This is a genomic window from Microbispora sp. H10885, assembly GCF_014161415.1.
GTDB classification, from domain to species: domain Bacteria; phylum Actinomycetota; class Actinomycetes; order Streptosporangiales; family Streptosporangiaceae; genus Microbispora; species Microbispora triticiradicis.
Genome location: NZ_JABBWY010000011.1, coordinates 39,676 through 63,937 on the forward strand (window position 1 = coordinate 39,676; position 24,262 = coordinate 63,937).

Consider the following 24,262-nt stretch of genomic DNA (forward strand, 5'->3'; position numbering starts at 1 on the left):
CGTAGGCACGACTCGCCCCCGGAGTGCGCCGGATCAGGGCCTAATGCCCCCCGTACGCGCTCTACACCCGATCACCCCGGAACCTTTGGGAGTTCTTCGTGATTGAACCTGGAGCAACTGGGGCAGTAGAGGCGTCATGGGTGCTGGATGGCTCTCCCGATGGCCGGTGATCCGGCAGCTCAAGGGAGAGGACGGCAGGGGGCGGGCGGCGCGCTCGCCGCGTACGGAGGCCCTTCGCCCCAGGGTGGAGGACGCCGATACGGTGGCGCGCTCCGTCTGCCCCTACTGCGCCGTGGGCTGCGGCCAGCTCGTCTACGTGAAGGACGGGAAGGTCACCCAGATCGAGGGCGACCCGGCCTCGCCGATCTCGCGCGGGCGGCTGTGCCCGAAGGGATCGGCCAGCAAGCAGCTCGTCACCCACCCCGGCCGTCAGACGAAGGTCCTCTACCGCAGGCCGTACGGCACCGAGTGGGAGCCGCTCGACCTCGAGACCGCGATGGACATGATCGCCGACCGGGTCGTGCGGACCCGGCGCGAGACCTGGCAGCAGACGCACGAGGGGGAAGAGGTCAGGAGGACTCTGGGCATCGCCAGCCTGGGCGGGGCGACGCTCGACAACGAAGAGAACTACCTGATGAAGAAGCTGTACACCGCCCTCGGCGCGATCCAGGTGGAGAACCAGGCGCGCATTTGACACTCCTCCACCGTCCCCGGTCTGGGGACCAGCTTCGGGCGTGGCGGCGCGACCCAGTCCCAGCAGGACCTCGCGAACGCCGACTGCATCGTCATCCAGGGCTCCAACATGGCCGAATGCCATCCGGTGGGGTTCCAGTGGGTGATGGAGGCGCGTCAGCGCGGCACGAAGGTCTTCCACATCGACCCGCGGTTCAGCCGGACCAGCGCGTCGGTGGACCGGTATCTGCCGATCCGCGCCGGAAGCGACATCGTGCTGCTCGGGGCGCTGATCAACTATGTGCTGTCGAACGGGCTCGACTTCCGCGAGTACGTCCTCGCGTACACGAACGCGGCGACCCTGGTGAACCGGGAGTTCCGCGACACCGAGGACCTCGACGGCCTGTTCTCCGGCTATGACGAGGAGACCGGCAGGTACGACCCGTCCACCTGGGCGTACGAGGGCGACAGGCCCGAGGAGGAGGAGCTCACCGAGGGCGGCCTGCACCACGCCGAGGCGGCGGGGTCCGACTCCTACGGCGCGCGCGGCGCGGGATCGAGCGCGACGCCGCCGTCCGACCCGACGCTGACCGACCCGCGCTGCGTGTACCAGATCCTGAAGAGGCACTACTCCCGCTACACGCCGGAGATGGTCGAGGAGTTGTGCGGCATCCCGCCGGAGCGGTTCCGCGAGCTGGCCGAGGCGGTCACCGCCAACTCGGGCCGCGAGCGGACCACCGCCTGGGTCTACTCCGTGGGCTGGACGCAGCACTCGGTGGGCGTGCAGTACATCAGGGCCGCCTCGATCCTGCAGTTGCTGCTCGGCAACATGGGCCGTCCGGGCGGCGGGATCATGGCGCTGCGCGGCCACGCCAGCATCCAGGGCTCGACGGACATCCCGACGCTGTTCAACCTGCTGCCGGGATACATCGCGATGCCGCACGCCCACCGCCACGACGGCCTCGACGACTACCTGGAACGGGAGGGCTCCGACACCGGCTGGTGGGGCAACCGGCGGGCGTACGTCGTCAGCCTGCTCAAGGCGTGGTGGGGCGACGCGGCGACCGAGGAGAACGACTACCGCTTCGACTACCTGCCGCGGCTCACCGGCGACCACGGCCACTACTCGACGGTCATGGGCCAGATCGACGGGAAGGTCAAGGGCTACTTCGTCGTGGGGGAGAACCCCGCGGTCGGGTCCGCCAACGGCAAGGCGCAGCGGCTCGGCCTGGCCAACCTCGACTGGCTGGTGGTCCGCGACCTCGTGACGGTCGAGACCGCGACGTTCTGGAAGGACGCGCCCGAGATCGAGACCGGGGAGCTGCGGACGGAGGAGATCGGCACCGAGGTCTTCTTCATGCCGGCCGCGACCCACGTGGAGAAGGAAGGCACGTTCACCAACACCCAGCGGCTGCTGCAGTGGCGGGAGAAGGCGCTCGACCCGCCGGAGGACTGCCGCAGCGACCTGTGGTTCTACCACCACCTCGGCAAGCGGATCAGGCGGCTGCTCGGCGACGACGACATCGACCGGCCGGTGTTGGAGCTGACCTGGGACTATCCCGAGATCGGCGAGCAGCGCGACCCGTCCGCCGAGGCCGTGCTGCGGGAGATCAACGGCGCGGACGCCGACGGCCGTCCGCTGGCGTCGCTGCGCGAGCTGAAGCCGGACGGCTCGACGAGCTGCGGCTGCTGGATCTACTGCGGGGTGTACGCCGACGGGGTCAACCAGGCGGCCCGGCGCAAGCCGCACACCGAGCAGGGTCCCGTCGCGCTCGAATGGGGCTGGGCGTGGCCGGCCAACCGGCGCATCCTCTACAACCGCGCCTCGGCCGACCCCGAGGGCCGCCCGTGGAGCGAGCGGAAGAAGTACGTCTACTGGGACGCCGGGCAGGGCCGGTGGGTCGGCCCCGACGTGCCGGACTTCGAGGAGGACAAGGCGCCCGGCTACGTGCCGCCGGAGGGGGCCAAGGCGCAGCACGCGCTGGCCGGCACCGATCCGTTCATCATGCAGTCCGACGGCAAGGGCTGGCTGTACGTGCCGTCGGGCCTGTCGGACGGGCCCCTGCCCACCCACTACGAGCCGCACGAGTCGGCGGTGCGCAACACGTTGTACGGGCAGCAGTCCAACCCGGCCCGCCGGACCATCGACCGGCCGGAGAACCCGTACAACCCGGCGTTGTCGCCCCGGTTCCCGTACGTCTTCACCACCAGCCGGTTGACCGAGCACCACACGACCGGCGCGATGAGCCGGCCCCTGCCGTACCTGGCCGAGCTCCAGCCCGAGGCGTTCTGCGAGGTGTCCCGGGAGATGGCCGAGGAGCTCGGCCTGGAGAACGGCGGCTGGGCGACGATCGTCACCGCCCGCACCGCGATCGAGCTGCGCGTGCTGGTGACCGGCCGGGTACGGCCGCTGCGAATCAACCGCAGGACCGTCCACCAGGTGATCATGCCCTACCACTGGGGCTACGGCGGAGGCGGCGTGATCACCGGGGACGTCGTCAACGACCTGGCGTCGGTCGTGCTCGACCCGAACGTCTACATCCAGGAGAGCAAGGCCGGCACCTGCGACGTCCTGCCGGGACGGCGCCCGCGCGGCCAGGCGCTGCTCGACCTGGTCGAGAGGTACCGCCATGGCTGAGCGGATGGGCTTTTTCACGGACACGACCGTCTGCATCGGCTGTAAGGCGTGCGAGGTGGCCTGCAAGGAGTGGAACGACGTGCCCGACGACGGGTTCGTGTTCCGCGCCACCTCCTACGACAACACCGGTTCGCTCGGCGCGAGCACCTGGCGGCATGTCGCGTTCGTCGAGCAGGACGGCCGCTGGCTGATGATGTCGGACGTGTGCAAGCACTGCACCCACGCCGCCTGCCTCGACGTCTGCCCCACCGGCGCGTTGTTCCGCACCGAGTTCGACACCGTCGTCGTCCAGTCCGACGTGTGCAACGGCTGCGGCTACTGCGTGCCCGCCTGCCCGTACGGGGTGATCGACCGCCGGGAGGACGACGGCCGGGCCTGGAAGTGCACGCTCTGCTACGACCGGCTGCGCGGCGGCATGGAACCGGCCTGCGCCAAGGCGTGCCCGACCAAGTCCATCCAGTTCGGGCCGCTCGACGAACTGCGGGAGCGGGCCCAGGAACGCGTCGAACGGCTGCACGCCGAGGGCGTGACCGACGCCCGGCTGTACGGCGAGAGCCCGGACGACGGCGTCGGCGGCACGGGCGCGTTCTTCCTCCTGCTGGACGAGCCGGAGACGTACGGCCTGCCGCCGGACCCGGTGGTGACCACCCGCGACCTGCCCGCGATGTGGCGCTGGGCCGGCGGCGCCGCACTCGCCCTCGCCGCCGGTGTGGCGGTGTGCTTCGCCGGGAGAAAGCCGTGATCGTCTCGGTGGGGAGGATCTGATGCCGAAAGGCCAGGGCGAGGTGGTGCCGGAGGCGCCGTTCCGGTCGTACTACGGCCAGCCGGTCGTCAAGCAGCCCATCTGGCACGAACCCCACATGCCGACGTACCTGTATCTGGGCGGACTGTCCGGTGCGGCGGGCGCGATGGCGGCGGCCGCCCGCCTGGCCGGGCACGACCGGCTCGGGCTGGCCGCCCGGGCCACCGCCTTCACCGCGTCGAGCGCCGGCACGGTCTTCCTCGTCGCCGAACTGGGCAGGCCCGCGCGCTTCCTGAACATGCTGCGGGTCTTCAAGCTCACCTCGCCGATGAGCGTCGGCTCCTGGACGCTGGCCGCCCACAGCGGGCTCACCGGCGTCGCGGCCGGATCGGCGGTGACCGGCCTGCTGACCCCGGTGGGCGACGCCGCGTCGGTGGCGAGCGGCCTGAGCGGCCTGGCGATGGCGACGTACACGGCCGTCCTCCTCGCCGACACCGCCGTGCCGTCGTGGCACGAGGGGATGCGGGAGCTTCCGTTCCTGTTCTCCGGGAGCGCGCTCGCCTCCGCGGGCGCGGCCCTGATGCTGACCACCCCCAGGGCGCAGGCGGGGCCCGCCCGCGCCGCGGCGGTCGCCGGCGCCGTGACCGAGGTCGTGGCCGGCGAGTTGATGGAGCGTCGTCTGGGCCTGCTCGGCGAGCCGTACCGGACGGGCAGGGCGGGCAGGCTCATGCGGGCCTCACGCGCGCTCACCCTCGGCGGCGGCCTGCTCGCCACGGTCGCCGGGCGCAGCCGGACCCTCACCGCGCTGTCCGGGCTCGCGATCACCGCCGGTGCCCTGTGCACCCGGTTCGGCGTGCTGGAGGCGGGCCGCGTCTCGGCCAGGGACCCCAGGTACACCGTCGTCCCCCAGCGTGAGCGCCTCGACGCGGGCCGCCCCGCCACCGTCCCCGGCCGCTAGTGCGGTGACCGGAAACGATCGCCGGGTTCACGCGTAGGCCTTCGATGTAGCCCAGTGCGGTACAGGCGGATGCTCGCACGCGGCTGACCGGCGGAGACGTCCCGCCGGCGAGGTGGCCGGCGGGACGTTCGCATGGAGTGGTCAGCGCCTGCGGCGAGTCGTGTGTCAGTTCGGCGTGACGGTCACCGGGGCGTCGTCGTCCCCGGCGTGCACGTCGTCCATGCCCTCACCGGGCTTCCCGGGCTTCCCGGGCGGGGGGCACTTGGCGTGCGCCCGCTTGCCGTCGACGTAGCTCTTCTCGGCGCTCGTGCCGAACTCGCCGCTCTCGTCGCCCTTGACGTGCACGATGCAGTCGGCGCCCTTGCCGGGCAGCGGGGGCTCCTTGCAGAGGATACGCAGCTTGCCCTTCGGGGCCTCCTTGCCGTCCACGAAGACCTTGCCGTCCCTGAACGTGTCCGTTCTGAACGTCTCCCCCCTGAACTTGCCGCCCTTGTCGGCCTTCTTCATGATGCAGACGACGCCCTTGCCGGGCAGCGGAGGCTGCTTGCAGAGGGCGCGCAGCTTGCTCTTCGGGACCTCCTCGCCGTCCACGAAGACCTTGCCGTCCGGGTCGACCCTGACGGTGGTCTTGCCCTCCCCCATGGCCGCCGGCCCGCCCTTCACGGCGCAGCCGAACACCGGCTTCGGGGCGCCGGTGGAGGTCGCCGACGCGGCCGTGGCGCCGCCGACGCCGACGCCGAGGCCCACCGTCATGACGACCGCCGTGAGGATCCTGCTCCTCTTCTTCATGCTCTGGACACTCCCTAGATCGGCTGCCCGTGAGGGCTGCCCGTGATCGGTGACGGAACGCTCAGCAGTTTGGGCCCCTGCACCTGAAGCGATCCTGAAGAGGAAAACGATGATCTTCATGTTCGCCTTAGGTACGCACCTCCACCCTGTCGACGTGCGCCTACTTCTGGTGGAAGACGAACGCAGGCTGACCGAGCTGCTCAAAGACGGCCTGACCAAAGAGGGCTTCGCGGTCGATCTCGCCCACGACGGGTGCGAGGGCCTGTGGATGGCGACCGAGCATTCGTACGACGTGATCGTGCTGGATGTGATGCTGCCGTTGCTGCACGGCTATGGGGTCTGCGCGAAGCTGCGCGAGGCCGGGAACTGGACGCCGATCCTCATGCTGACCGCGAAGGACGGCGAGTACGACGAGGCGGAGGCGCTGGACACCGGCGCGGACGATTATCTGACCAAGCCGTTTTCGTACGTCGTACTGCTGGCGCGACTCAGGGCACTGGCCCGGCGCAAGGTGCGGGAGCGGCCGACGGTGCTGACCGCCGGGGATCTCCGGGTCGATCCCGCGGGGCTGAAGTGCAGTCGCGGGGACGTACAGATCGCGTTGACACCCAAGGAGTTCGCGATCCTGCACTGCCTGACGCGGCACGCGGGCGAGGTGGTGACCAAGGCCGAACTGCTCGCCCAGGCCTGGGACTTCGCGTACGACGGCGATTCGAACGTCGTCGAGGTCTACATCAGCGCGCTGCGCCGCAAGATCGACAAACCGTTCGGACGGACGACGCTGAAGACCGTGCGGGGCGTGGGCTACCGGCTGGAGGGCTGACATGGGACTACGTCTACGCACGACGCTGACGGCCACCGCCGCGGTGGCGGCGGCGCTCTGCCTGGCCTCCATCGCGCTTTTCGCCGCGCTGGACTCGAGCCTGACGGCCTCCACCAAGGAGTTGGCGGCGAACGACGCCAGGGAACAGATGCGAGTTCTGAAGGCGGAGTCGGGGCCGGGTCACGCGGGGGACGAAAAGGGAATGGTGCCATCGCTTGAAAAGGGAGCGGTGCCGCCGGACGGGAAGGGACCGCTGCCGGGCTCGGCCGCCCACGGCGAAGACGACGGCCTTCCGGTGCCCGATGCGGCCGTTCTCGTGGTCAGACGGACGTTCGAGACCGAGGACGGCCCGGTCACCGTCTTCGGAAAAGCTTCCAAGGCACCCGCCCTGGCGGCGATGACCACGCTGAGGAACCTGCTGATCCCAGGGGTTCCGGCGCTCCTCGCGGTGGTCGCGCTGTTCACCTGGCTGGCGGTCGGCCGAGTGCTACGCCCGGTCTCCGCGATCAGGGCGAAGGTCGCCGACATCACCGCGCACGGCCTGCACGAACGCGTGCCGGAGCCGGACACCCGAGACGAGATCGCGGCACTGGCCCGTACCGTCAACGCGACCCTCGACCGGCTGCAGACCTCCGTCGCCGCGCAGCGGCAGTTCGTCGCCGACGCCGCACACGAACTCCGCAGCCCACTGGCGATCCTGCGAACCCGGCTGGAGCTGGCCCGGCCCGCCGAGAAGCCGCTGGCGACTGCGGCACTGGACGACGTCGCACGCCTCCAGTCCCTTTCCGCCGATCTCCTCCTGCTGGCCCGGCTCGACGCCGGCGAACCCCTGTCGCGGGCCGAGGAACTGGACCTGGCTCAGGTCGTCGCCGAGGAGGCCGTCCGCAAACGCCCTCGTCCGGACGTCCACGTGTACCTCGACCTCACCCCCGACCTGCTCCTCAACGGCTCCGCCGACCAACTCCGCCGCCTCGTCGCGAACCTCGTCGACAACGCGGTCCGCCACGCCTCCACGTCAGTCCACGTCACCCTCACCGCTCCGGGCGACCACGCCGTCCTCGACGTCGTGGACGACGGCCCCGGTATCCCCCCGGAACACCGCGCCATCGTCTTCGACCGTTTCACCCGCCTGGACCACGCCCGCACCCGGGACACGGGAGGCTCAGGGTTGGGGCTGCCGATCGCCCGGGATATCGCGCGGGCTCACGGGGGGACCCTCCAGGTGGTCCCGCACAGCCCGGGCGCGAGGCTGCGTGCGGTCTTCCCGTTGTCCGGGAGGTCTGCGGCGTACCCGCTGGGTGATCTTGCGGTGCGCGCGCACCGTCGCGAACGCGCCTGACGACCACCCGGCCCGATGCCGGTCACAGCACCAGCCAGTGCCGGTCACCCTGCGCCGGTGACGGCTCGGCGCGGGTCGCGCGGTCGGACAGCTCGAAGAGCGGGCTGACCGCTCTCCTCATGGCGGCATCCCTGTGGTCACTTGGTAAACCCCGCTGACTCCGCGAGGTCACGCGCCGTGCGCCACGGAACCGCGATTCTCGTCGCCGTGATCGACGAATGGCTGTGAGCGCCGGCGGCGGGCGTTGCGGAGGCGGATGCCGCTCCAGCCCAGGGAACTCGCGGTCACCGCGTCCCAGAACGGCCAGAGGTCGTTCAGCAGCCTGAGCTGGATGCCGGCCTCCTCGTGCAGCCGCAGCAGGTCGCCGACGGGTTCGGGCGGCCCGAGGGGTTCGACGGGCTCGGTCGCCACCACCGCGTTCGGCACCGGCTCGCCGAACGGCACGAACTTCTCGGCTGGGAAGCGGTAGGCGTACAGGCGGACGGTCAGGAAGGCCTCCAGCCAGCCGTATTCGACGACATGGACCCGCTCGCCACAGCCCGGCCCGATGATCCGGTCGCGATCGGCGTCCGTGGAGTCGGGCGTCGTCCACGCCATGGCCCGCGGGCACTGGCGGGGGAACCAGTAGTCGGGGCAGCGCTCGGCCGTCACCGCCCAGACGTACGCCTCCGGCTGCCGCGCCGTGGCCGCCACGTGCGGGACGAACCGAGTGATCTCGGGGTCCTCGGAGAAATGCAGCACCTCACCCGGTTCAGGTCGCATGCCTGGTGTCTACCACCCGGGAGCGCGGCGGGCCCCGAAGCCCGGGCGTGTCCGGGTCAAGGATCACGGCAGCCGGTCGGGGTCAGGTGAGTCGCAGGACGGCGGCCTCGCGCGGGACGAGCTCGCCGATGACCGGCGCGCCGGGGACCTCGCCGGCGACCAGGAGGCCGCCCGAGGTCTGGGCGTCGGCGAGCAGGAGCAGGTCCTCCTCGCCGAGGCCGCCCGGGTCGAGATGCGGGCGCACCCAGTCGAGGTTGCGGCGGGTGCCGCCGCTGACATAACCGTCGCGTACGGCCTGCCGCGCGCCTTCCAGGTAGGGCACGGCCGCCACGTCGACCACCGCCGTGACGCCGCTCGCCCTGGCCAGCTTGTAGAGGTGGCCGAGCAGCCCGAAGCCGGTCACGTCGGTCGCGCAGCGGGCCCCGGCGGCCAGTGCCGCCCGTGAGGCGTCCCGGTTGAGCGTCGTCATCACCTCGATCGCCTGCGGGAACACCTCGCCGGTCGCCTTATGCCTGGTGTTGAGCACGCCCACGCCGAGCGGCTTGGTGAGGGAGATCGGAGTTCCCGACCGGCCCGCGTCGATGCGCAGCAGCCGCTCGGGGTCGGCCAGGCCGGTGACCGCCATGCCGTACTTGGGCTCGGGGTCGTCCACGCTGTGCCCGCCCGCGACGTGACAGCCCGCCGCCCGCGCCACGTCGAGGCCGCCGCGCAGCACCTCCCGGGCGAGGTCCATGGAGAGGGTCTCTCTCGGCCAGCCCAGGAGGTTCACCGCCACGACCGGTTCACCGCCCACGGCGTACACGTCGGAGAGCGCGTTGGTCGCCGCGATGCGCCCCCAGTCGTACGGATCGTCCACGACCGGGGTGAAGAAGTCGGCGGTGGCGACGACCGCCCTGCCCCCCTCGATCCTGACCACGGCCGCGTCGTCGCCGTCGTCCAGGCCGATCACCAACTCGTTGGCGTACGCCGACGGATCCGGGGCCACGAGCCCGGCCACGATGCTCTCCAGCTCACCCGGGGGGATCTTGCAGGCACAGCCGCCCCCGTGCGCCTGCTGGGTCAGCCGCAACCCGGCCCGTTCCGTCGTCTCGGTCATGCCGCCCCCGTCCGGGTCGTCGTTCACGTACGCCGCGCCGCCGCCGTGGGGGCACCGCCGGCTCCCTACCCGTTCCGGCTAGGTTTCTGCCTGGAGGTGTGTGGGTGCCTGGTGGCCCCCGCGGTCTTCAAAACCGACGAGGCCGAGGTCCTCGGCCTGGCGGGTTCGATTCCCGTCCACCTCCGCTCGCCTACGTGGCGAATCGTCAATCACCCAGGGTGATAGTGATGTAACGTTGAGTGCTATGCCGTCCCCCCAGCATGACACGCTCAATCTGCTGTTCCGCAACAGGCCACGATTCGCCCTGGAGATGTGCCAGGCTCTGCGCATCCCTGTGCCGGAAGACCTGCCGGTGCAGGTGGTGAGCAACGAGCTCAACGACCGCCCGTCCATCGATCTGCACCCGGACACCGTGGTAACGGTAGGTCCTCGGCATCACCCGGTGCATGCGATTGTCGTGGAGATCCAGCAGCGGCAGGACGCTGCCAAACGGGTGGCGCTGCCCCGGTACGCAGCCGCGTTGTGGCTACAGGTGAACTGCCCGGTCACGGTGCTGGTGATCTGCCCGGACAGACGGACGGCCGACTGGGCGGCGAAGCCCATCGACACCAGCCTGCCCGGTTTCCAGCTGAAGTGCGGGGTGATCGGCCCGGCCGAGATTCCGCCAGTCACCAAAGTCGCACAGGCGGCAGAGCATCCGGAGCTGGCCGCATTGTCAGTCATGAGCCATGGTGACGATATCTCCGTGGTCAGGGCATTCATCTCCGCGCTTGAGTACCTCCCGGACGATCACGCTCCGCAATACTATGAATACGCATACCGCTTGGCTTCCGAGGTTGCCCGACGTGTGATGGAGGAGATGATGGAGTCCACTACCTGGCCGGTCTACAGCCCTTTCGCCCGGCAACACTACGGCAGAGGCCGAGAGGAGGGCCTAGAGGAAGGCCGTGCGGAGGGCGAGGCAAGGGCAGTGCTGACCATCCTGGAAGTTCGAGACATCCCCGTATCCGAGGATGACCGCGCCTTCATCATGGAGTGCACGAATCTGGAGCGCCTTGACGAGTGGGCGCGGCGGGCCGTCACCGCGACCTCGGTCGCGGATCTGTTCGCCGAAGAATCCTGATCGCGCAGCATACGGGGGACGTGTTCGCCGTACCGCCGGCGCGGCGGCGCCTTCAGTCGTGCGGTGAGCGGGTTCTCCCCGCCGTGTAGGCGGCGATCGCGACCAGGAGGGCCGCGACGAGCTGGAGGATCAGATGACCCATCGTGTAGGGGATGATGAAGGGCGAGAAGTCGCGGTTCGCCATACCTCGGTCGGCGACTCCCTGGAGGACGCCCGCGACGAGGGAGAGCCTGGCGGCGGCGAGGAACTCCGGTCCCCCGCTCGCCGGGCGGATGCCGAGTAGCAGCATGACGAGCAGAGTGGGCAGGTAGACGCGGAGCACCTCGGCCCTGCCGAGATCCAGCACCACGAGCACGGTCGCGGCGGCGCCGAGGACGAATGCGATGAGGGCGCGGGTGTCGCGTCGCTGCTCGATCACGCGGACGACGAACAGACAGAGGCAGACGGCCGACACCACCATCGCTCCCCACCACTGCGGCGTCTCTCCGGCGCCGCGAGTGATGCGTTCGGGAGAGACGAAGTGGGCCACGACCACCGCCACGGCGACCAGGCTGACGGCGCGGTCCCCTAACCATGACCACCGCGCCCTTTCCGGCGCGTCCTCCAGCATGACGACCACGAGGATGAGCAGGGTTCCCGCCGCCGCGATCCACATGCTCCAGCCGCTGCCGAACTCGGCCGCGAAGAACGCCAGCAGACCCAGCATGACCGCGCCGAGACCGGCGGCGAGCCCACGGGCGATCTCCCGGGCATGTCCGTCCGAAGGAAGCAGGCCCGTCCCGAGCGCGGCGGCCACCAGTAGCCATTGCCAGATCACGGCGACCGGGGTCAGCCAGGAGAGCGGCGCGCTCGCCAGCAGGAAGGCCGCGGGGAGGGCGAGCGTCCGAAGATCGAAGGCTCGGCCGTGCTGCCGAGGCCGGCGAGGAGGATGCGGGGGTGGGGCCTGTGGAGGCCGACGCCGGCGCGGTAGGCGCGGACGCCGATAGCGATGTCGGTGTGGACGCGGCGGACTGCGGTGCCGAGGCTGGGGCGGAAGGCGGGGGCTGCGGTGCCGGGGCGGCTGCGGGTGCGGGGGGTGCGGATGCCGGTGCCGGTCGGGGTTTCCTGGCGGTGGCGAGGGCCTCGGCGGCGGCCTTGGACACCATGCGGCTGTCGTCGTCGGCGAGTTCCTCCAGGGTCAGGCGTGCCGCCAGGGCGAGACCCTCGTGCCTGCTCCGCAGCAGGCGCCGCAACTCCTCGACCGCCCCGGCGCGAACCCTGGGGATGGAGTTGTCGATGACCGCCTGAAGCTCCGCCGGCAGGGGGGAGGGCACGGTGACCGGGCGGGCGCGCCGCGCGACGTAGAGATCGCCCTGCAGGTCGAACGCCCACTTCCCCGGGGTCTGACCAGGTGTCGTCCTCCGGACCTTGTCGTAGACGTAGTCGTACAACTCGTCGATGCCGACGTAGCCGTCCTGGTCGTGGTCGGCGTCCCCCGACTCCAGTCCTTCCACGAGTGCACGGGTGAACACCGACGGCGCCTGCTCCTGCGTGTCGGCGAGTTCGGTGCCGTCGAAGGCGTACTCCATCGCGTTCGACGCGGTGATCACCACGCGGCCGCGGCCGCCGAACTGCTCCTCCACGTGTACGCCTGTGCCGGCGCGGGGCAGCGCGCCCCGTGCCCACGCTCCCGCGTAACAGCAGTCGAGCAGCAGGATCATGCGCCTCGACCGGCTGCGGCTCATCCTGCGGTTGACGAACTCGGCCGAGACCGCGGTCGCCCCCAGGCGGTTCAGCTTTGTGCTGGGCGTGGCGAAGTACAGCTCTCCGTTGTCGTCCTTCACGCCGTGGCACGAGAAGTGCAGCAGCAGCACGTCGTCCGGGGCGCGGTCGGCGAAGAACTCCTCGACCATCTCGCTGACCACGTGCGTGGGCTCGTTGAGCAGCGTCCTGACCTGGAAGCCGCCGATCGCGGGATCGCCGAGCACGCGGGCCAGCGCCTCGGCGTCGCGCGCCGGTGCGCGCAACCGGCGCAGCCCGGGATCGCGGTACTCGTCTCCGGCCACGATGAGGGCGGTCCGCCTGGCGGCGGGGGCTCCGGCGTCCCCCTGCCGTACGCCCTCGTGCCGCCGCACCCACAGATCGGTCAGCCGGCGTTGCTCGCCGGACGGCACACCGGTCAGCTCGATCGCGTCGCCGTCGATCGTCAGCTTCGCGGAACGGTGCTGGTTCCGGGTCAGCCAGGCCGTCACCGCGTTCACGACCGCGGCGAGCAGCTCGGTTCCCGCGAGGGAGACCACCAGGCCGCCGAGGGAGAACGACAGGACGGCCCTGGCTCCGGGTGGCGGCGGCGCCCCCGCCTCGTTCTCGGCCGCCAGCACGTCGATCTCCAGCAGCTCCGCCCGGAGCCGCGCCGTCAGGTCCTCCAGTTCACGGGGGTCCGCGTTCCCCTGGGCGTCCCCCTGAGCGCCTGCCCCGGTGATCCGGATGGTCAGCCGGGTCGTCTCAGCGGCCATGTCGCGGATTCCCCCTTACTGTTCCCGGCACGCGGACGTGTCCGTACGGGGGCCGGTGCGCCGGTTCGTCCCGGCACCCGCACCCCGGCCCCCGACCGGGCCGGCCGCACGTGGTGCCGGCTCGATGCAGTGTCGGCCGGGCGGCCCGGCGGAGGGAACAGCGCGGTTCACTCAGCGGACCGCGCGTCGATGCGGCCGAGGTTGCGGGTGATCTCCCTCGATGCGCGCAGCACGAGTTCGGAGAGCCCCGCCGGCACCGCCGGCCGTATCGTGAGCGCGCTCACCGACGCGACGACCTCGCCGTCCGGCCGCCGCACCGGTACGGCCACGCAGCAGATCCCGGGAAGGACGTCCTGGTGATCGACGGCGATGGCGCCGGACCGCCGGAAGGACGTCCGGGACCGCCGCCACTCGGCCGGGGTGAACCCCGCGGGCGCGTCGTCGTCGTCCGGCCTGTGCATGAGCAGCACCCGGCCCGCGGCGGTCGCCTCGGCCAGTTCGGAGCCCGGCAGGACCGGCGGCACCTCCGTGATGTCTCCCCGTGTCGCCGTGACGACCCTGACCCGGTCCTCTTCCAGCACGGTGAGGAAGGCGACGGTCGTGGTCAGCGCGGACAGCAGGCGTACGGGTTCGCGGGCGGCGGCCTGCAGCCGCGGGTCGGGCTGCCAGGCGTCGGCCAGGCGGGCGAGCCGCCGGCCCACGAAGTAACGCTGCCCATGGCGTTGCACCGCGCCGAGGGCCGCGAGCTGCCGGAGCAGCCGGTAGGTGGTCGCCTTCGGCAGGCCGGCGTCGCGGGCGAGTTCCGAGAGACCGGCTCCCTCCTCGGCCGCCGCCAGCACGTCGAGCAGGTGGAACGCCCCTTCGAGCACGCCGCGTCCGGACGGCGCCCCGGCCAGGTCCGCCGGCTCCCGGCCGGATTCGGCGCCGGCGTGGTCCCGCATGCCCATGGGCCTCCCTCCCGAGTCGGTCAACAGGATCTCGCGGACGACGACTCCGCCGTTACCGCCCGTACGGGGAGAAGAGCGGGACCCGGGGTTCCAGCGAGCCCGTGCCGGTGGGAGCAGTAGGTTGAAGTGTGGATCCACGGAGGCGGGTGCCGCGTACTGACACCGTGCTGGCGGACCCCCGGCTGGCCGAGGCGGCCGGTCGGCTCGGCCGTCAGGTGGTCAAGGACGCGGTCGTACGGGCGCAGCAGCGGGTGCGCCAGGGCGAGATCGAGCCGGAGGACGTCGCCGGGGCGGCGCTGGCGGCGCTGCCGAGGCACGCGACGAGCCTTCGCCCGGTCCTCAACATGACGGGCGTGCTGCTCCACACGAACCTGGGCCGGGCTCCGCTGTCGGCCGCGGCGGTCGAGGCGGTGAGGGTGGCGGCGGGGGCGACCGACGTCGAGTTCGACCTCGTCACCGGAGCGCGGGCCCGCCGGGGACGCGGCGCGGCCGAGGCGCTCGCCGGTGCCGTGCCCGACGCCGAGCACGTGCACGTGGTCAACAACAACGCCGCGGCCCTGGTCCTGGCCGCGACCGCGCTCGCCGCCGGGCGGGAGATCGTGATCAGCCGCGGAGAGCTGGTGGAGATCGGCGACGGCTTCCGCATCCCCGACCTGCTCGTCTCCACCGGCGCGCGGCTGCGTGAGGTGGGCACGACCAATCGCACCGGCCTGGCCGACTACCGGGAGGCGGTCGGCCCGCAGACCGGGTTCGTGCTCAAGGTCCACCCGTCGAACTTCCGGGTCGAGGGCTTCACCGGCTCCGTGGAGGTGGAGGAGCTGACCGGGCTGGGCGTGCCGGTGGTCGTCGACATCGGCTCCGGCCTGCTGGAACGCGATCCGCTGCTGCCCGAGGAGCCCGACGTGGCGAGCGTGCTGCGGGCCGGCGCCGACCTGGTCACGGCGAGCGGCGACAAGCTGCTCGGCGGCCCGCAGGCGGGCCTGCTGCTCGGCCGCCGCGACCTCGTCGAACGGCTCAGGCGGCATCCGCTCGCCCGCGCGCTGCGGGTGGACAAGCTGACGCTGGCCGCGCTGGAGGCGACGTTGCGCGGGCCCGGGACACCCGTACGGCAGGCCCTCCACGCCGATCCCCTCGTGCTGCGCGAGCGGGCCGAGGCGCTGGCGAAGGCGGTGTGCCAGGCGGGCGTGGACGCCGACGTGGTGCCGGCCGAGGCGACCGTGGGCGGGGGCGGCGCTCCCGGAGTGCGGCTGCCGAGCGTGGCGGTGAGCCTGCCGGAACGGCTCGCCGTGCCGCTGCGGCAGGGCGAGCCTCCGGTGGTGGGGCGGGTCGAAGGGGGGCGGCTGCTGCTCGACCCGCGCGCCGTGCCGCCGGAACGGGACGCCGAGGTGATCGACGCTGTGCTCGACGCCGTGCTCAGGGCGGCGCGCTGATGCGAGGACGGCCCGGTGGCCTGGGCGCGGCCGCCGCCCGCCTGACGAAGGAGGGGTGAATGCACGTCGTGGCCACGGCGGGGCACGTCGACCACGGGAAGTCGACGCTGGTGCGGGCGCTGACCGGAATGGAGCCCGACCGTCTGGCCGAGGAGCGGCGGCGCGGGCTCACGATCGAGCTCGGGTACGGCTGGACGTCGCTGCCCTCGGGAGAGCGGGTCGCGTTCGTCGACGTGCCCGGCCACGAGAGGTTCCTCGGCACGATGCTCGCCGGGGTCGGCCCGGTGCCCGCCGTGATGTTCGTCGTCGCCGCCGACGAGGGGTGGATGCCCCAGTCGGAGGAGCACCTGGTCGCGCTGCGCACCCTCGGCGTACGGCACGGCCTGCTCGTCGTGACCCGCGCGGACCTCGCCGACCCCGGCCCGGCGGCGAAGGACGCGGGCGACCGTCTCACCGAGGCCGGTCTCCGTACGGGACCGGCGGGCGGAGCGGTGGAGACGCTGGCGGTGAGCGGGCGCACCGGCGAGGGCCTGGACGCGCTGCGCGCCGCCCTCGACCGGCTGGTGGCGGCGCTGCCCGCGCCCGATCCGGAGGCGCCGGTGCGGCTGTGGATCGACCGCGCGTTCAGCGTGCGCGGCAGCGGCACCGTCGTGACCGGCACGTTGCCCGCCGGTCGCGTGGAGGTCGGCGACGAGCTGGAACTGGACGGCGAGCCGGTGCGGGTGCGCGGTCTCGAGTCGCTGAAGGAGCAGGCCGAGTCGGTCACCGGGGTGGCGAGGGTGGCGCTCAACCTGCGCGGGCGGGTCGCCGCGGAACGCGGGCACGCGCTCGTCACGCCCGGCGCCTGGACGGCGACCGGCCTGGCCGACGTGCGCGTGACGATGGCCGAGGGCGCGCGGGGGCCGCTGCCGGGCCGGCTCACCGTCCACATCGGGTCCGCGTCGGTGCCGTGCGAGGTCCGGCCGCTCGGCCCGGAGGCGGCGCGGCTGCGCCTGGCCCGGCCGCTTCCGCTGCACGTGGGCGACACGCTGCTGCTGCGCGACCCCGGCCGCGGACAGGGCGAGCTTCGCGTGCCGGCGCGGGCGACGGTCCTCGACGTACGGCCGCCGGAGCTGCGGCGGCGGGGTGCGGCCCGGGAGCGGGCGAAGGCGCTCGCGGAGGCCTCCGCCGACGCCGCGTCCCTCCTGCGTACGCATCTGCTGCTGCGCGGGAGAGAACTGGTCGCGATGGGCAGCCCGCCGCCGGGCCGGCCGGTGACCGGGGACTGGCACGCCGATCCCGGCTACTGGACCGGTCTGCTCGCCCGGCTGCCCGAGGTCGTGCGGCGCCACGCGGAGGCGCATCCGCTGGAGCCCGCGATGCCGCTGGAGGCCGCCCGCCACGAGCTGGGCCTGCCCGACCGCAGGCTCGTGACGGCCCTCGTACGGCCCCCGCTGACCGTGGCGGACGGCCGGATCACGACCGGCCGGACGGCGGCCGGGGAGGCGGGGCTGCCGGCTCCCGTCGCCGGGGCGGTGAGGACCCTGCTGGCCGGCCTCACCTCGACGCCCTTCCAGGCGCCGGAGGCCGGGCGGCTGGCCGAGCTGGGCCTGGGGCCGCGCGAGATCGCCGCCGCCGTACGCGCCGGGGCGCTGCTGCGGGTGGCCGACGGGGTGGTCCTCGCACCGGGTGCCGACGCCCGGGCGGCGGCGGTGCTGGGCCGGCTGCCGCAGCCGTTCACGGTCAGCCAGGCCAGAAGCGCGCTCGGCACCAGCCGCCGGGTGGCCGTGCCTTTGCTGGAGCACCTCGACCGCCGGGGGTTCACCGAGCGCGTGGACGACGTCCACCGCCGGTCAGTGTGAGGGGACGTCGCGAGCGCCGGACGCCGGGTTGCCGGGGTCGACGCCGAAGCTGATGACGCGCCGCGGGTGGACGCGGATGATCGGGCCGGGGAGGGGCGCCGCCGAGTCGGCCGGCTCGGCCAGGGCCTCGCCGTACCCGCGTATCTCCAGGCAGCGCACCCGCCAGGGGTCGACTGACGGGACGTCGTCCACGACGAACGCGACCCTGCCGTTGGCCAGGACGTTGCGGAACTTGCGGCTCGCCGCCATGTCGCGCCCGGCGATGTCGATGGTCCGGAGCCCGGGGTTGTAGCGGAACCCGACCGGGCTCACCTGGAGCGTCCCGTCCGGCTGGAGCGTGGCCAGCCGGCCGATCCGCTGACCGTGGAGGTACTCGATCTCGCGCTCTGTGAAGCTCATGCCGACATCTAATCATGTGTTTGATTGACAGTTGTCACTCAACCGATTGAATGACTAGATTGAGGCGCATGTCTTCAGCACGGCGCGCACCTCAGGAGCGCGGGCAGGCGGCCGAACGGACCCGGGAGCGCATCCTGCGGGCGGCGGTCGAGGAGTTCGGCGCGAAGGGGTACGCGGGGGCCCGCACGGCCTCCATAGCGGAGCGGGCCGGGGTCAACCAGCAGCTCATCTCGTACTACTTCGGCGGCAAGCAGGGGCTCGTCGAAGAGCTGCGCCGCAGGTGGGCGCGCGCCCAGGAGAGCGTGACGCCGCCGGGCGCGACGTACGCCGAGAGCGTGGCCGCCCATCTCACCGCGACCCTGGACAACCCGGACTGGTCGCGACTGATGATCTGGCAGGCCCTCGGCGACAGCCCGGCCGGCACGGAAGGCGGTCCGGCCGGGGAGAGCGACGACGAGTGGGCGGCGGCGCAGCGCGCCCGGCTGCGCGAGGCCGTCGAGCGGACCCGCGGGCGGCAGGAGGAGGGGGAGATCACCGATGAGCTGGACGCCGAGTTCGTCCTGCTGGTCGCCTACGCCCTGACCTTCGCGCCCATCGCGCTGCCGCGGGTGGTCGAGGGGATCGTCGGCGCCGATCCGTTGTCGAAGGAGTACCGCGAGTGGGTCGTCGGGCAGCTCGCGGCCATGACGAGGAGACGTTCATGAGCAGGACGGTCGTGTTCTCCGCCTACGGCGGCCCCGAGGTGCTGCGCGTCGGCGCGGGCGACACCCTGCTCGTGCACGCGGCGGCCGGAGGGGTCGGCACGTTCGCCGTGCAGCTCGCCAGGGCGGCCGGGGCGACGGTGGTCGGCACCGCGAGCGAGCGCAACCACGCCTACCTGCGGGAGCTCGGCGTGATCCCGGTGGCGTACGGAGACGGGCTGGCCGGGAGGGTGCGCGCCGCGGCCCCGGGCGGAGTGGACGCCGCGCTCGACGCGGCCGGGACCGTGGAGGCCCTGGAGGTCTCGGTGGAGCTCGTGGCCGACCGCGCACGCGTGGGCACGATCGCCTACCAGCCGGCCGCCGACCGGTTCGGCGTCCAGCGGCTGAGCACCGAGCGCTCCGCGGCGCGGCTCGCCGGGCTCGTCGCCCTGTGGGAAGGGTGAGCTGCGGGTGCGGATCCAGGAGGCCGTTCCGGTCGAGGAGGCGGCGCGGGCGCACCGGCTGATCGAGTCCGGTCACACCACCGGCAAGCTCGTCCTGGTCTTCTGAGCCGCCGCCGGTCAGGCCCTGAGTTCGCCGCCCAGCGGAGAGGCGGGGTAGCCCGGCACGCCGCCGCGGACCTTCCACGGCTCCTGGACCAGGTCGTCCGGAAGGGATGCCAGCTCGGGGACGTACCGCCGCACGTACTCGCCCTCGGGGTCGAACTTCTTCGCCTGCCGCAGGGGGTTGAGCGTGCGGTAGGGCCGGGTGTCGTTGCCCGTCCCCGCCACCCACTGCCAGTTGCCGGAGTTGTTCGCCATGTCGCCGTCCACGAGCCACTCGCCGAAGTGCGCCAGGCCCGCACGCCAGTCGATCCCGAGCCGCTTGGTGAGGTAGGAACCGGTGATGAGCCGCGCCCGGTTGTGCATCCACCCCTCGGCGCGCAGCTGCCGCATCCCCGCGTCGACGATCGGGACGCCCGTCACGCCCTCCCGCCAGGCCGCCTCCGCGTCCTCGTCGCGCCGCCACTCCACGTCCCTGTCGCGGTAGTCCCGCCGGCCCATCTCGGGGAAGTCGTTGACGACCTGGTAGTGGAAGTCGCGCCAGCACAACTGCCGGACGTACTCCTCGCCGCCCGGCCGCTCGCACGCGCGCTCGACGACCTCCGAAGGCGACACGCAGCCGAAGTGGAGATAGGCGCTGAGCATCGAGGTGCGGCCCGCCATCCGGTCGCGGTCCGCCGCGTAGGAGGCCAGCCCGTGGCGCACCCAGTGGTCGAGCCGCCGCCGTCCCTCGCTCTCCCCGCCCCGCACGATCCCGTACGGCTCAGGGGGCAGCGCGGGCAGCTCTCCGGGTTCGACGCCCGGCGGCAGGCGCAGCCGGTGGGGTGCGCCGAGCACCGGCCTGTGGGCCGTGCCCGACCACGCCCGCCAGTACGGCGAGAACACCCGATAGTGGTTAGACCCGGACGAGCCCGGGGTCAGCGCGCCGGGGGGCACCACGGTCACTCCGGGGAAGAGCCGGAACTCCAGCCGGTGGGTCTCGCACTCCGCCGCCAGGCGCCGTTCGCGCCGCCGGGCCAGCGAACTGACGTCCTCGCTCGCCCAGATCGCCGACGCGCCTGTCTCCTGGGCCAGGCGTACGGCCTGGGCGACCGGGTCGCCGTGGCGTACGACGAGGTTCCCGCCGAGCGCCCGGAGAGACGACCGCAGGTCGTGCAGGCAGGCGTGGAGGAAGTCGCGGCGGTGCCGGGCCTCGATCGCGGGGTCGAGCACGAACAGCGGCACGACGTGCCCGGCCGACGCGCAGGCCTCCGCCAGCGCGGGGTGGTCGTGGACCCGCAGATCCCGGTTGAACAGCACGACTACGGCCTCCACGCTCCTCTCTTCGTGGTCCCCGGCGCCGGTGGTTGCGGCGCGCCGGCGGAAACCGCGGAGGCGGAGATCGTGAAGATCGCGACGATCAGCCGCCCAGCGTGCGTACGGCGAGAACCGCGAGCCAGGCCCAGCCGATGGTGACCGAGACGCGCTGGATCAGTCCGCCCAGATCGACCAGGCCCTCCTTCTGGGCGAAGGCGGCGCTCGCCAGCACCATCGTCACCGCGAAGAGCACACCGCTCGCGACCGAATAGATCGCCCATCCTCGCGTGCCCGACCAGGCGAACACGAAGCAGGCCGCGGCCAGTGCCACGAACCCGGCCAGGGAGAAGAGATCGTGGAGGACTCCCTGCCGGGTGTTGGGCTGGGGCAGGTCGGGAGTTCCCGGAGGAAAGCCGCTCACCGGATCCGTACGGAAGAACCCCGCACAGAGCAGGCCGATCGCCCACACGCCGACCAGCAGCGCGCCCCAGTGCGAGGGGCCGGCACGCCAGAGGCCGACGGCGAAGGCCAGGCAGAGCAGGCCTCCGACGAAGAAATTGGTGGTCTGGGTCCATCCGCGATCGCCGATGGCGAGGGAGCTGACGGGATGGCGTAGCGACCTGTAGCCGGCGCGCGTGGCGCCTTCCACGAGGTACGCGACGGTGAAGAGGGGGCCCACGACCAGCCCGCAGCCGAGCAGCAGCCGATCAAGCATGGCGTCAACGTAGGCTGACGCGATGCGGTTGTCAACCTAGATTGACAAACGCCGGGCGGCCTTGTGCCGGGAAATCGCGGAGATCGCGTTTCCATGGCCTTCGGGGGGCTGTTCCGGGCGACCGGGGCGGGCGGTGCCGGGTGGAGTCACTCTGGGCAAGCGCCGTAATACCGAGAAAGCATGAAAGGCAGGTTATTCCCCGGAAATATGAAGGTTATTCACATCGGATGTGGCGATCGGATGACGGATGGCGGACGGCGGCGGAAACCCGTCCCGGCACGTGCGTACGCGCGTGCAGAATGGGAAGGTACGTGCAGGTCATCCGGGTCTCGCTGAGGGGAAGGGGAGACGTGTCGCGACCTCTCCAGACAGGCTGGGAGTTGATAACGGGCGTCTCTTCTGGGCCCCTTTCGGATGGCCATATCAGTGTTATTTGCGGCTTATCCTCAACTGAGGATTTCTCGGGTTCTTTTCCTTCCCAACACATCCGAGTCAGTCTAAGATCTCGTTCTATGTATCGGTATGCATCGGATTTTCCCGCCGCGCAAGTGGGGCGCCTTGGCCGCGGTGATGCTCTGGCCGAACATGACGCAGTCGCCGTCCTCCACCTGAACCGGTGCGCATGAGCCCGCCCGCCGGGGATGTGACGCTCGACCCCGGCCGGGGGATGGCATGGGTGGACGAGCACGGCGCCCACCTCGTGGACTACGCGTCCTATCACCTTGAGCCCTCCGCCACGCTCACGGCGGTGACCGCCGTGTTGCGGTCGTGCGCCGCCCGCGAGCGGCCCGGGAACGTGACAGACCGCGCCTGGCTGCTGTCCGCGCTGCGCAGGGAGTGCGCCACCGGACCGGGGCGGGGGTTCCTGCCGGGGGCGGGCTCGGGAGGGCCGGACCTCCGCGCGGTGAGGCGCGCGTGGCGGCTGGCGGACCCTCTGGGCGCCGAGACGCTGCGCCTGCTCTACCGCCACGAACTCGGGTTACGCGATCTCGTGCACGTGCTCGCCCTGCCCTCGAAGGAGGCCGGCCGGCTCGTCGCGCGCACCCAGGACGTGGTGGAGATCCTGGTGAGCGGGCTGGACGGGCTGGCCAGGGGCCGTCCCATCTGCCCGGAGCTCGGCCCCCTGGCCGCCGCCGTCTTCCCGGACGAGAACAGCGAGGCGGCCGACTTCGGCGCCGCTCGCACGGCTCTGCTCACGCACATCGTGACCTGTGTGGTCTGCAAACGGCCCATCAACATCCGATACACCGTTCCGCAGGTGCTCTCCCGTCCGCCGATGGCCGACCTCACCTCCGAGACACGGCAGCGGCTCCTCGACGCCCTGAACCGCCCCGCCCCCGCACCGATCACGCCGGCCCCGATCACGCCGGCCCCGATCACGCCGGCCCCGATCGCCTCCGCCCCGGTCGTGCCCGTCCGGAGGTCGCCCGTCCCCGCCCTGCCCGCCCGGCCCGCCCGGCCCGCGCCGGCTCGGCCGGCGCCCGGCCAGGACGTACCCGACCAGCCCGGGCCCGACGACTCGGCGCCGGACCGGTCCGCGTCCGGTGAGGCGCCGTCGTCGGCGCGCCGTCCCCCCTTGTCCTTCGGGCTGCCGCTCACCGCGCCGGTGGGGACGGCCCCCGCCCCCGTCGCCCCCGCGGCGTCCCGGACGGTTCCGCCGCGGGCCCCGGCGTCCCCGGCCACCCCGGACGGCGAGCCGGAGCACGGCCGTAACTCCCGGCCCGACCCGAAGCGCGCCTCCCAGGGCGACCCGAAGCCCGGCTCGCGGCGTGACCCGAAGCGTGACCCGAAGCCCGGCTCCCGGCGTGACTCCCGGCCGGAGCGGGGCGCCGAGGCGGCGCCGGAGCGACCGGTGCGGCCCTTCTCGCAGGAGGACACACAGCCGAGCCTCGTGCGGCCCCGAGGCACGTCACGGCCATCCCGGCCGCCGGGTGCGGGACGGCCGCCGGGCGGTTCACGGTCCGGGACGTCCGAGCACGCCGGCCCTCCCGGAACCACCGCGGCGCCGGGCTCGCGGGGTGGGCCCGGCACACCACCGGGCCAGGACACCCCCCTGTACGACGCCCTGCTTTCGCAGATCAGGGCCAGGGAGGCACACGCCGACACGCCCGAGACCGAGGCCCTCGTCCCGGCTCTGGATCGGGCCCTGGACCCGGCCCCGGCGGAAGACCTGGAGCGCTCCGCGCGCCCGTCGCCCGGCGTCCAGATCAGGATCGTCGCGATGCTGGCGCGGGTCGTCACGCTGCTGCGCGCGACCGCCGTACGGATCATCATCGTCATGGTCGCGGGAGCGGCCGGGACGGTGGCCGGGATCAACCTCTTCGCCCCGGCTCCACAGCCCAGGAGCGCGGGGATCACACAGACGACGGCCGGTCCCGGCGCGGCCGGAGCGGGCGCCCCGCTCGGCGCGGGGACGGCGAGCGCCCCCGCGAGTATCCCGGTGGACACCCCGGCTGCCGGAGCGGGCGCGGGCGGCGCCGGCGCCTCGACGGACGGGGCGGCGGGAACGGACGGCACGGAAACCGACGGCACGGAAACCAACGGCACCACGAACGACGGCACCACCGATGGCGCGACGGGCGGAGCCTCCGGCGGACCGGAGGCGACCGCGACCGCCTCGCCCGGGGACACCCCGGCCTCCCCGGCCGCCGTGCTGATGGGTGCGTGGGGCATCCAGGCGCCGAACGTCATCACGCTCGACGCCTTCGGCAGAGGCACGATCTCTCTCTCGACGACCGCCGGTAAATCGGTGAAATGGCGGATAACGGCTCCCGGCCTGTCGGTCGTGCCGTCCAGTGGAACGCTCAAGCCCCGGCACACCGCCGTGCTCACCCTTCGCGCGCAGCGAGTCCGCTACTGGTGCGGGGTCCCCGCGCCGACGACGACGCCGCTCGTTCTGCACGGGCCGAAGGGCGAACGCACCGCCACAGTGCAATGGAGCACCTGTTGACAAG

General features: G+C 72.4%; 20 protein-coding genes, 1 tRNA gene and 1 pseudogene. 13 read left to right on the plus strand and 9 right to left on the minus strand.

All coding sequences use genetic code 11. From position 1 onward, the window contains the following. Nucleotides 1–136: 136 nt before the first annotated feature. The 3 genes from fdh to nrfD are packed head-to-tail and all read left to right on the plus strand — an operon-like array spanning nt 137 to nt 5,010. Nucleotides 137–3,310: a formate dehydrogenase gene (gene fdh, locus HHX37_RS27295; RefSeq protein WP_220503204.1), complete on the plus strand. Its 3,174-nt coding sequence runs from the start codon at nt 137–139 to the stop codon at nt 3,308–3,310. Beyond that, nucleotides 3,303–4,052, plus strand: coding sequence for a 4Fe-4S dicluster domain-containing protein (locus HHX37_RS27300; RefSeq protein WP_182875109.1), 750 nt, complete (start codon nt 3,303–3,305; stop codon nt 4,050–4,052). The genes fdh and HHX37_RS27300 overlap by 8 nt, the downstream gene beginning before the upstream one ends. A 22-nt stretch (nt 4,053–4,074) precedes the next feature. Next, nucleotides 4,075–5,010 carry an NrfD/PsrC family molybdoenzyme membrane anchor subunit gene (gene nrfD, locus HHX37_RS27305; protein WP_182887301.1) on the plus strand — a complete coding sequence of 312 codons (936 nt, stop codon included), beginning with the start codon at nt 4,075–4,077 and terminating at the stop codon, nt 5,008–5,010. A gap of 165 nt (nt 5,011–5,175) precedes the next feature. Here nrfD and HHX37_RS27310 read toward each other — a convergent pair whose 3' ends face one another. Beyond that, nucleotides 5,176–5,799 (minus strand): hypothetical protein, encoded by a 624-nt coding sequence (locus tag HHX37_RS27310; protein WP_182887302.1) that lies wholly within the window; start codon nt 5,797–5,799, stop codon nt 5,176–5,178. A 154-nt stretch (nt 5,800–5,953) separates the two neighbouring features. Between HHX37_RS27310 and HHX37_RS27315 the strand changes: the two genes are divergently transcribed. Both HHX37_RS27315 and HHX37_RS27320 read left to right on the plus strand, forming a co-directional pair. Then, entirely contained in the window at nt 5,954–6,622 is a 669-nt protein-coding gene (locus tag HHX37_RS27315; protein WP_182887303.1) for a response regulator transcription factor, read from the plus strand. A gap of 1 nt (nt 6,623) precedes the next feature. Next, complete coding sequence (locus HHX37_RS27320; RefSeq protein WP_182887304.1) at nt 6,624–7,961, plus strand: sensor histidine kinase; 1,338 nt, start codon at nt 6,624–6,626, stop codon at nt 7,959–7,961. Nucleotides 7,962–8,129: 168 nt separating this feature from the next. Here the strand turns inward: HHX37_RS27320 and HHX37_RS27325 are convergent, their stop codons facing one another. Further along, nucleotides 8,130–8,723, minus strand: coding sequence for a DUF6886 family protein (locus HHX37_RS27325; RefSeq protein WP_117409887.1), 594 nt, complete (start codon nt 8,721–8,723; stop codon nt 8,130–8,132). A gap of 82 nt (nt 8,724–8,805) precedes the next feature. Beyond that, nucleotides 8,806–9,819, minus strand: coding sequence for a selenide, water dikinase SelD (gene selD, locus HHX37_RS27330; RefSeq protein ID WP_182887305.1), 1,014 nt, complete (start codon nt 9,817–9,819; stop codon nt 8,806–8,808). 92 nt (nt 9,820–9,911) lie between these two features. On the opposite strand from selD, the gene HHX37_RS27335 reads away from it, so the two are divergent. Together HHX37_RS27335 and HHX37_RS27340 are read left to right on the plus strand one after the other, a co-directional pair. Then, nucleotides 9,912–10,004 (plus strand) — tRNA-Sec (locus tag HHX37_RS27335). 59 nt (nt 10,005–10,063) lie between these two features. Further along, on the plus strand, nt 10,064–10,942 hold the full coding sequence (locus tag HHX37_RS27340) for a hypothetical protein (RefSeq protein ID WP_259402458.1): 879 nt from the start codon (nt 10,064–10,066) through the stop codon (nt 10,940–10,942). Between the two features lie 52 nt (nt 10,943–10,994). On the opposite strand, the gene HHX37_RS27345 is transcribed toward HHX37_RS27340, so the two are convergent. From HHX37_RS27345 to HHX37_RS27355, 3 genes and pseudogenes are all read right to left on the minus strand, one after another. Next, on the minus strand, nt 10,995–11,759 hold the full coding sequence (locus HHX37_RS27345) for a hypothetical protein (protein WP_182887306.1): 765 nt from the start codon (nt 11,757–11,759) through the stop codon (nt 10,995–10,997). A gap of 607 nt (nt 11,760–12,366) precedes the next feature. Then, nucleotides 12,367–13,437: pseudogene (locus tag HHX37_RS38310) on the minus strand (caspase domain-containing protein); the annotation flags it as partial. A gap of 167 nt (nt 13,438–13,604) precedes the next feature. Next, nucleotides 13,605–14,384 carry an IclR family transcriptional regulator gene (locus HHX37_RS27355; RefSeq protein WP_182875101.1) on the minus strand — a complete coding sequence of 260 codons (780 nt, stop codon included), beginning with the start codon at nt 14,382–14,384 and terminating at the stop codon, nt 13,605–13,607. Between the two features lie 146 nt (nt 14,385–14,530). Between HHX37_RS27355 and selA the strand changes: the two genes are divergently transcribed. Together selA and HHX37_RS27365 are read left to right on the plus strand one after the other, a co-directional pair. Further along, the gene (gene selA, locus HHX37_RS27360; protein WP_310740561.1) at nt 14,531–15,814 is read left to right on the plus strand and encodes an L-seryl-tRNA(Sec) selenium transferase; all 1,284 of its coding nucleotides are present in this window, start codon (nt 14,531–14,533) and stop codon (nt 15,812–15,814) included. Between the two features lie 59 nt (nt 15,815–15,873). Next, nucleotides 15,874–17,655, plus strand: a complete 1,782-nt coding sequence (locus HHX37_RS27365; protein WP_182887308.1) for a selenocysteine-specific translation elongation factor — start codon at nt 15,874–15,876, stop codon at nt 17,653–17,655. Here the strand turns inward: HHX37_RS27365 and HHX37_RS27370 are convergent. Further along, nucleotides 17,647–18,054: a PPOX class F420-dependent oxidoreductase gene (locus HHX37_RS27370; protein WP_138461541.1), complete on the minus strand. Its 408-nt coding sequence runs from the start codon at nt 18,052–18,054 to the stop codon at nt 17,647–17,649. The genes HHX37_RS27365 and HHX37_RS27370 overlap by 9 nt on opposite strands. A gap of 68 nt (nt 18,055–18,122) precedes the next feature. Between HHX37_RS27370 and HHX37_RS27375 the strand changes: the two genes are divergently transcribed. From HHX37_RS27375 to HHX37_RS35925, 3 genes are read left to right on the plus strand one after another with little or no spacing between them, the layout of a single operon-like run. Continuing rightward, nucleotides 18,123–18,758 (plus strand): TetR/AcrR family transcriptional regulator, encoded by a 636-nt coding sequence (locus tag HHX37_RS27375; RefSeq protein WP_259402457.1) that lies wholly within the window; start codon nt 18,123–18,125, stop codon nt 18,756–18,758. Continuing rightward, complete coding sequence (locus HHX37_RS27380) at nt 18,755–19,198, plus strand: zinc-binding dehydrogenase (RefSeq protein WP_220503206.1); 444 nt, start codon at nt 18,755–18,757, stop codon at nt 19,196–19,198. Before HHX37_RS27375 ends, HHX37_RS27380 begins: the two co-directional genes overlap by 4 nt. Nucleotides 19,199–19,205: 7 nt before the next feature. After that, nucleotides 19,206–19,304: a zinc-binding dehydrogenase gene (locus tag HHX37_RS35925; protein ID WP_310740562.1), complete on the plus strand. Its 99-nt coding sequence runs from the start codon at nt 19,206–19,208 to the stop codon at nt 19,302–19,304. An 11-nt stretch (nt 19,305–19,315) separates the two neighbouring features. Here the strand turns inward: HHX37_RS35925 and HHX37_RS27385 are convergent, their stop codons facing one another. Next, nucleotides 19,316–20,611 (minus strand): cryptochrome/photolyase family protein, encoded by a 1,296-nt coding sequence (locus HHX37_RS27385; RefSeq protein ID WP_182887310.1) that lies wholly within the window; start codon nt 20,609–20,611, stop codon nt 19,316–19,318. Between the two features lie 85 nt (nt 20,612–20,696). Continuing rightward, on the minus strand, nt 20,697–21,308 hold the full coding sequence (locus tag HHX37_RS27390) for a DUF998 domain-containing protein (RefSeq protein WP_182887311.1): 612 nt from the start codon (nt 21,306–21,308) through the stop codon (nt 20,697–20,699). A gap of 622 nt (nt 21,309–21,930) precedes the next feature. On the opposite strand from HHX37_RS27390, the gene HHX37_RS27395 reads away from it, so the two are divergent. Then, the gene (locus HHX37_RS27395) at nt 21,931–24,258 is read left to right on the plus strand and encodes a hypothetical protein (protein ID WP_182887312.1); all 2,328 of its coding nucleotides are present in this window, start codon (nt 21,931–21,933) and stop codon (nt 24,256–24,258) included. The last annotated feature ends 4 nt before the right edge of the window (nt 24,259–24,262 follow it).